The organism is uncultured Aggregatibacter sp. (assembly GCF_901873365.1).
GTDB lineage: Bacteria > Pseudomonadota > Gammaproteobacteria > Enterobacterales > Pasteurellaceae > Aggregatibacter.
This window is the reverse complement of sequence record NZ_CABFLM010000053.1, coordinates 22029-30327: the sequence shown is the minus strand read 5'-3', so window position 1 is coordinate 30327 and position 8299 is coordinate 22029. Positions and strand designations below refer to the sequence as shown.

At 44.1% G+C, this 8299-nt stretch carries 7 protein-coding genes and 2 tRNA genes; 2 read left to right on the top strand and 7 right to left on the bottom strand.

Features of this window, described 5'->3' with window-relative positions; genetic code table 11:
• Positions 1-3: 3 nt before the first annotated feature.
• Positions 4-79: transfer RNA gene (locus tag QZ106_RS03795), tRNA-Val, on the bottom strand.
• Between the two features lie 171 nt (positions 80-250).
• Here QZ106_RS03795 and gltX point away from each other — a divergent pair.
• Together gltX and QZ106_RS03785 are read left to right on the top strand one after the other, a co-directional pair.
• Positions 251-1696: a glutamate--tRNA ligase gene (gltX, locus tag QZ106_RS03790; protein WP_295974448.1), complete on the top strand. Its 1446-nt coding sequence runs from the start codon at positions 251-253 to the stop codon at positions 1694-1696.
• Positions 1697-1774: 78 nt separating this feature from the next.
• A tRNA-Ala gene (locus QZ106_RS03785) sits at positions 1775-1850 on the top strand.
• 2 nt (positions 1851-1852) lie between these two features.
• On the opposite strand, the gene QZ106_RS03780 is transcribed toward QZ106_RS03785, so the two are convergent.
• The 6 genes from QZ106_RS03780 to napA form a co-directional block, all read right to left on the bottom strand.
• Positions 1853-2020: a hypothetical protein gene (locus tag QZ106_RS03780; RefSeq protein WP_295974446.1), complete on the bottom strand. Its 168-nt coding sequence runs from the start codon at positions 2018-2020 to the stop codon at positions 1853-1855.
• A 901-nt stretch (positions 2021-2921) separates the two neighbouring features.
• Positions 2922-3557 carry a NapC/NirT family cytochrome c gene (locus QZ106_RS03775; protein ID WP_021616331.1) on the bottom strand — a complete coding sequence of 212 codons (636 nt, stop codon included), beginning with the start codon at positions 3555-3557 and terminating at the stop codon, positions 2922-2924.
• 9 nt (positions 3558-3566) lie between these two features.
• Positions 3567-4016: a nitrate reductase cytochrome c-type subunit gene (locus QZ106_RS03770; RefSeq protein ID WP_209363494.1), complete on the bottom strand. Its 450-nt coding sequence runs from the start codon at positions 4014-4016 to the stop codon at positions 3567-3569.
• 39 nt (positions 4017-4055) lie between these two features.
• Entirely contained in the window at positions 4056-4937 is an 882-nt protein-coding gene (napH, locus tag QZ106_RS03765) for a quinol dehydrogenase ferredoxin subunit NapH (RefSeq protein ID WP_021616333.1), read from the bottom strand.
• A complete protein-coding gene (napG, locus tag QZ106_RS03760) occupies positions 4937-5770 on the bottom strand; it encodes a ferredoxin-type protein NapG (RefSeq protein WP_209363496.1) in 834 nt (277 codons plus the stop codon). The genes napH and napG overlap by 1 nt, the downstream gene beginning before the upstream one ends.
• 46 nt (positions 5771-5816) lie before the next feature.
• Positions 5817-8297 carry a nitrate reductase catalytic subunit NapA gene (napA, locus tag QZ106_RS03755; RefSeq protein ID WP_290521032.1) on the bottom strand — a complete coding sequence of 827 codons (2481 nt, stop codon included), beginning with the start codon at positions 8295-8297 and terminating at the stop codon, positions 5817-5819.
• Positions 8298-8299 lie beyond the last annotated feature (2 nt).

The following is an 8299-nucleotide window of genomic DNA, read 5'->3' as shown; positions in this document are numbered from 1 at the left end:
AAGTGGTGGGCGATACCGGTCTCGAACCAGTGACCCCCTCCTTGTAAGGGAGGTGCTCTCCCAACTGAGCTAATCGCCCTCAATGTTGTGAGCGTGCATTATAATTGCTCAATGATTTCAGTCAACAGATTTTTACCAAAAATCCGTCAGTTGTTTCAAAAATAGGCATAATTCGTGATTTTTCCTTAAGAATCCAAACAACTCGTAGTACAATACCGCACAATTATTTGCACATAAAAAAGGTTATAACATGAAATTAGAAGCATTATTTGATTTGGATCCCAACGTGAAAGTGCGCACCCGTTTTGCGCCAAGCCCAACCGGTTATTTACACGTTGGCGGCGCGCGTACCGCACTTTATTCCTGGTTATACGCCAAACACAATCACGGTGAATTTGTGTTACGTATTGAAGATACCGATTTAGAGCGTTCCACACCGGAAGCTACACAGGCGATTTTAGAAGCAATGGAATGGTTAGATTTGGCTTGGGAGCACGGTCCATACTATCAAACTAAGCGCTTTGATCGTTATAACCAAGTTATCGATCAAATGATTGAACAGGGCTTGGCATACCGTTGTTACTGTACCAAAGAACGTTTGGAAACATTACGTCATACACAAGAACAAAATAAAGAAAAACCGCGTTATGACCGCCATTGCTTGCATGAACACGCCGAACATTCTGCCGATGAACCGCACGTGGTGCGTTTTAAGAACCCAACAGAGGGGGCTGTGGTATTTGATGATGCGGTACGTGGACGCATTGAAATCAGCAACAGCGAATTGGATGACTTGATTATTCGCCGTACCGATGGTTCTCCGACCTATAACTTCTGCGTGGTGGTAGATGACTGGGATATGGGCATCACCCACGTTGTGCGCGGTGAAGACCATATTAATAACACCCCGCGTCAAATTAACATTTTAAAAGCTCTTGGCGCACCGATTCCGGTATATGCGCACGTTTCCATGATTAACGGGGACGATGGTCAAAAACTGTCTAAACGTCACGGCGCAGTGAGCGTGATGCAATATCGTGATGAAGGCTATTTGCCGGAAGCGCTGATTAACTATTTAGTGCGTTTGGGCTGGGGCCACGGTGATCAGGAAATTTTCACCCGCCAAGAAATGATTGATTTATTTGATTTACACTCTGTGAGTAAATCTGCCAGTGCCTTTAACACCGAAAAATTATTGTGGTTGAATCATCACTATATTCGTGAATTGCCGACAGACTACGTCGCGAAACATTTAGCATGGCAATATCAGGATTTAGGTATTGACACGTCTAACGGGCCGGCATTAACGGAAATCATCACCATGCTGGCGGATCGTTGTAAAACCTTACGTGAAATGGCAATTGCCAGCCGTTATTTCTTTGAAGAGTTTGACGATTTTGATGAAGCTGCGGTGAAAAAACATTTCAAAGCGGGCGCGGTTGAAGCCCTTGAAAAAGTAAAAGAAAAACTGACCGCACTTTCTACTTGGGATTTGCATTCTACGCACGAAGCCATTGAACAAACTGCCGCTGAATTAGAGGTTGGTATGGGTAAAGTGGGAATGCCTCTGCGCGTCGCTGTGACCGGTGCAGGACAATCGCCGTCTATGGATGTGACCTTAGTAGGAATCGGACGTGATCGTGTATTAAATCGCATTCAACGAGCTATTGATTTTATTCACGGGCAAAATGCTTAAGATTTAATCTGATGGCAATGAATTAAAAATTTAATATTGACAGACTAAGTGGCGGAATTTATCATAGCCGCCACTTATGGGGATATAGCTCAGTTGGGAGAGCGCTTGAATGGCATTCAAGAGGTCGTCGGTTCGATCCCGATTATCTCCACCAAATCAATAAAGCAAGGTTAATGACCTTGCTTTTTTTATCTGTAGAATAGCGGCTTGTGCTATTAAGGCAATCTCAACCCACCACTCTTCCCAAAGAGACATACGATAGACAAAGAAAGCGCGGTGATCTTTGGAAATATTTTTCCAATCAACGTATTGCACGTTATTCATTTCACGCGTAGCGCGTATCTTGATGCACGACCAAATCACACAAAGAACGTGATTTAATCCTTTCGGGTATTCACGATTTCGTACGTAGCGTGCAACTTGTTGCACGAATAATTAACCCCGATGTGTAATTTACTGCTTGTCTTGTAATGTGCATCTTGATGTACGACCAAATCACACACGAAACGTTATTTAACCCTTTCAGATATTCACAATTTCGTATGTAGCATGCAACTTGTTGCACGAATAATTAACCCCGATGTGCAATTTATTGATTGCCTTGTAATGTGTATATTGATGCACGACCGAATCAACCACGGCATGAAATAAAGTGCGGTGATTTTTGGACGTATTTTTTAAGACAACGTATTATTAACAGTCAAGAGCGTTATTCATTTCGTGCAACAAGTTGCACGCTACGGGAGCGTGATTCCATATTGTAGCGTTCATCTTGATGCACGACCAAATCATACACGAAACGTTATTTAACCCTTTCGGGTATTCACAATTTCGTACGTAGCGTGCAACTTGTTGCACGAATAATTAACCCCGATGTGTAATTTATTGATTGCCTTGTAACGTGCATCTTGATGTACGACCAAATCACACACGAAACGTTATTTAACCCTTTCAGATATTCACAATTTCGTATGTAGCATGCAACTTGTTGCACGAATAATTAACCCCGATGTGTAATTTATTGATTGCCTTGTAACGTGCATCTTGATACACGACCGAATCACGCATGGAACGTTATTTAATTCTTTCGGGTATTTACGATTTCGTGTAACAGGTTGCATGCGATGAGGTAAATTAATTTACGTGGGATCAAAATAGGCACCTTGAAGGTGCCTATTTGTTTTTAAAGTGCGGTAAGAAAACGTAATGTTTTCAGTTAACCGATTTATTTTTTGTCTTTTGACGCTTCCGGTTTGGCCTCTGCGCCTTGTAACCAGCCCGGTGCCACTTTGCTCATATCCGGTAAGTTATGTGCGATACCTTTATGGCAATCAATACAGGTTTTGCCATTTTCTTGAGCAAATTTATGCATTTTTTGTGCCACGGTTTTTTGTTGGGAGAAGTCCATACGATCCATTTTGTGGCAGTTGCGACATTCTTGTGAATCGTTGCCTTTCATCCGTGCCCATTCATTTTCTGCCATGTGCGGACGACGGGCATTAAATTTCTCAAGGGTATCGGTTAAGCCCATGTAATGGGCATACACTTCTTTTGCTGCCACCACTTTTCGCCACATTTTCGGGCCAAATTCATGCGGAACGTGGCAGTCCGGACAGCTTGCGCCCACACCGGTACGGGTTTGATAGTGTACGCTGTGCAAATATTCCGGATAGGCATCATTGGTGTGGCAACTTGCGCAGAATTCTTCCGTGTTTGTTTGTGCTAAACCATAGTTGAATCCTACCCAAGATAGAATACCGCCGATAAATGACAATACAATGATAGTTCCTACTGCGATACGGCTAGGCGATCTAAACCAGTGCCAGAATCTCTTGAGGATGTTGCTTTTTTTGTCTGACATAGTCACCTCTTATTGTCCGTAACCTTTCATTGGTTTGAATTCGTTTGGCACGATTGGCTCAACATCCGATTGAGATACGTGACATTGCAAACAGAAATAACGACGTGGAGATGCGCTAGCGCCAATGTTACCCTCGCGATCGGCGAAGTGCGTTGGGCTGATGCGTGTTGCACCGGTAACGCGAGACGCTTCAACGCTGTGGCAGTTTAAGCATTGGTTAACATTTTTTGTGATTTGGTAGTTTTTTACACTATGCGGTACCATTGGTGGTTGGTTGACATAGTTTAATGCCGGCAATTCGCTTTGTTTTGGTGCATCGTGGAATGCCGGTTTGACACTCTCCGGTGAATTATTGAAAAAGTCGCCGGCACCTGTGTTGGCTTGGTCTGCCATGACGGATGTTGCAAACAATGCCGTCAATACAGCACTACCAAAAGTAAAGAGGTTTTTTCTAGTCATTTTTAATCACTCCCCCGAATGATGGAAATTTTTTTATTTTTATTGGTTTAATGTGACGACAGGAATATCGTTATTAAACCTATGGCTAAAGGTAAATACTTTTTCAGGACAAACGTCAATACAACGTCCGCAACTGATACAATCTTGTGAAAGCACAAGGAGGCTTTCGCTATTTTTTCCGTGTAATGGTGAGCGTAACACTTGCGGTTCCGGGCAAACGTTGTAGCAGTCCATGCAATTATCACATCTTGCGCGGTCAATGACTTTGACCCGAAGCAAGCTTTTTGCACCGATAACGCCATAAGTTGCCCCGATTGGGCAGAGGTGTCCACACCATCCGTGTTCAACAATGAACAAATCAAAGAAGAAGACAACGAGGATTAACCACACTGTTGCACCAAAGCCATAAATTAAGGCTCTTCCTAAGGCGGCAACGGGATTGACCCATTCCCATAATAATAAGCCACTGACGGCACTACCGGCTAAAATCATCACTAAGATGGCGTAGCGTAAACTGCGTGGAATTTTTGCCGTTTGGCGAATACCTAACTTACGGCGAATCCAAGCCGCACAATCGGTGACGACATTTAGCGGACAAACCCAACCACAGAATACTTTGCTGCCCAGTAACGCATAGGTGATAAAAATAATTAATGCGCCACTGAGTGTGAGAATTCCCGGTAAGTGACCGCTGGCAAGACTTTCTAAGGTAATTAACGGATCGCTTAATGGAATTACATCAAATAGCAAGCTTCCACTATAATTGCCTTTTAAAATCCAAACGCCGAAGTAAGGTCCACTTAAAAACATCAACAAAATGCTTAATTGGGTTAGACGTCGCCAAAATAAGAAACGATTGGCGTGCCACCACCCTAGCTTTTCTCTGGCTTCTCGTCCGGCAAATTTTGGTGCATTAGCCATTACTTACCTCCTAATACCGGTGCCAAAATAGGTTCCGGAATCTCTTCTACACCTGCTGCAGGAATGGCTCCTGCCGGTGGAGCGACGCCGTCCGGTAATCGGGTCGGCATGGAGATCAAATCATTTGGCGCAAGCGAGTGCCCGGCTTTGGATTTTTCTTCCCAACCTAATCGGTAATGTTTGCCTAGCATACCTTTCGCTAAGGACATTGGAAGCACTTTGATCGCGGCTTCTTCCAATACGCAAGCTTCTTCACATTTACCACAACCGGTACAAGCATCTGAATGTACGGTCGGAATAAACATGGCGTGTTTTCCGGTACGCTCATTACGATGACTTTCTAACGTAATGGCTTTGTCGATTAACGGACAAACCCGATAGCAAACATCGCAACGTAACCCCTGCCAATTCAGGCAAGTTTCATGATCCAACAAGACTGCAAGTCCCATACGGGATTGGTTAATATCCTGTGCATCACGATCTAAAGCGCCACTCGGACAGGCATGCGCACAAGGAATATCCGGACACATTTCACAAGGCTTATCTCGCGCAATGAAGTACGGCGTACCGGCTTCCATTGGCGAAAGCAAGGAGGCCAAATGCAACATATCATATGGGCAAGCTTGGACACACTGACCGCAACGAATGCAGGCAGCAGCAAACTTTTCATCATCCTCAATGGCAAATGGTGGGCGTAATGCCACCCCCTCACGGGCTAAGCTTTGTTTTTGTTGTAAACCTAATAAGAGTCCAAGACCCACTAGCCCCCCCGCAGTACGGGTTGCATCTTTGAGAAATTTTCGGCGTTCAGGCGTGACAGTCGGTTTTTTCATTGTCTTAATGACCGCACCGAAGTGCGGTCGTTTTTTTCATTGTTTATTAAGCTTTTTCCACTTTCACCGCACATTTTTTGAAGTCGGTTTCTTTGGAAATCGGATCGGTTGCATCTAAGGTGAGCTTATTGGCTAACTGACCGGCATCAAAGAAAGTGGTGTAAACCAAGCCTTCCGGCACTTTATTACGGCCACGAGTATCTAAATAAGAAATCATTTCACCACGACGTGAAGCGATTTTAATCTTGTCGCCATGACGTAATCCGCGTTTTTGTGCATCGTTCGGGTGCATCCAAACTACGTTATTCGGGAAAGCACGGTGCAATTCCGGTACACGACGGGTCATTGTTCCTGTGTGCCAGTGCTCTAACACACGACCGGTACATAACCATAAATCGTATTCTTCATCCGGTGATTCTGCAGGTGGCTCATAAGGTACTGCAAGAATGATCGCTTTTTTATCCGGATAGCCGTAGAACGCCACACCTTCGCCTTCTTTCACATACGGGTCAAAGCCTTCACGGTAACGCCATAAGGTTTCTTTACCGTCAACAACCGGCCAACGTAAGCCGCGTGCTTTGTGGTACATATCAAACGGTGCCAAGTCATGACCATGACCACGACCAAATGACGCGTATTCTTCAAACAAGCCTTTATGTAAATAGAAACCGAAGTGATAAGATTCATCGTTTAATTGACCTTCAGCAAGATCACTTAATGGGAATTTATCCACTTGACCATTGCGGTACAACACTTCATATAAGGTTTTGCCTTTATATTCCGGATTTTTCTCTAAAATTTCTGCCGGCCACATTTCATCAGTGGTGAAATATTTAGAGAACTCCACTAATTGCCATACGTCAGATTTTGCTTCACCTGGTGCTTTCACTTGTTGACGCCAGAATTGAGTACGACGTTCCGCGTTACCGTAAGCCCCTTCTTTTTCTACCCACATAGCAGTTGGAAGCATTAAGTCAGCCGCTAAACAAGAAACGGTTGGGTATGGGTCGGATACCACGATAAAGTTATCCGGATTACGCCAGCCCGGGAAGGTCTCTTCGTTAATGTTTGGACCACCTTGCATATTGTTGGTACACATTTGCCATAACACACGCATTTTGCCGTCTTTTAATGCACGGCTTTGCGCAACGGCATGGAAACCTAACACATCTGTAATTAATCCTGCAGGCAATTTCCAAATTTTTTCTGCAATTTCACGGTGTTTTGGATTGGTCACGACTAAGTCCGCCGGTAAACGGTGAATAAAGGTACCTACCTCACGCGCCGTACCACAAGCAGACGGTTGACCGGTTAAAGAGAACGGACCGCAACCCGGAATAGAAATTTTACCGGTTAAGAGGTGAATGTTATAGATTAAGTGGTTCGCCCACACACCGCGAGTATGTTGGTTAAAGCCCATGGTCCAATAAGACACCACTTTACGTTTTGGATCCGCATACAATTTCGCAAGCTCTTCCAATACATCTTTTGGCACACCTGACATTTCGTGAGCTTTATCTAAGGTGTATTCAGAAACTAAAGCTTTTAATTCTTCGAAGTTACTGTCATACATCTTACCGCTGTTTGGATTTTTAGCGGCTTTTTGTAATGGGTGATTATCACGTAAACCATAACCGATATCGGTTTCACCACGTTTAAATTTGGTGTGTTTATTAACGAAATCCCAGTTAATGGCATCGTTTTGAATTAAGTAATTGATAATGTAGTTTAAAATAACCAAGTCCGTTTGCGGTTTGAAGATTAAACCATAATCGGCTAATTCGAAACTACGGTGTTCATAGGTGGAAAGTACCGCCACTTTAACATCCGGATTGGATAAGCGACGGTCAGTAATACGGGACCATAAGATCGGGTGCATTTCTGCCATGTTGGAACCCCAAAGCACAAAAGCTTCGGCATTTTCGATGTCGTTATAACAACCCATCGGTTCATCCATACCGAAAGTACGCATGAATGCAACCGCCGCAGATGCCATACAGTGACGGGCATTTGGGTCGATGTTGTTAGAGCGGAAACCGGCTTTCCAAAGTTTGGATTTTGCGTAGCCTTCAAAAATGGTGGTTTGACCTGAACTAAACATCCCAACACCATTAGGGCCAAGCTCTTTAATCGCAGCTTTGAATTTTTCTGCCATGGTTTTAAAGGCGACATCCCAGCTAACCGGTGTGAAATCACCGTTTTTATCGTATTTGCCGTCTTTCATACGTAACATTGGCTGGGTTAGACGGTCTTTACCGTACATGATTTTCGGTAAGAAATAGCCTTTGATACAGTTTAAACCACGGTTTACTTCTGCATCCGGGTCACCTTGGGACGCCACAACGCGACCGTCTTTTGTTCCCACTAATACAGCACAACCGGTACCACAGAAACGACATACCGCTTTATCCCATTTGATTTCGGTTTCAGCGGCTTCTACATTTTTCACCGGAATTGCAAGTCCGGCTGCGGTTGCTGCAGCCATAGCAGCATTCGCTTTCATAAAGTCTCTACGACTTAAATTCATAG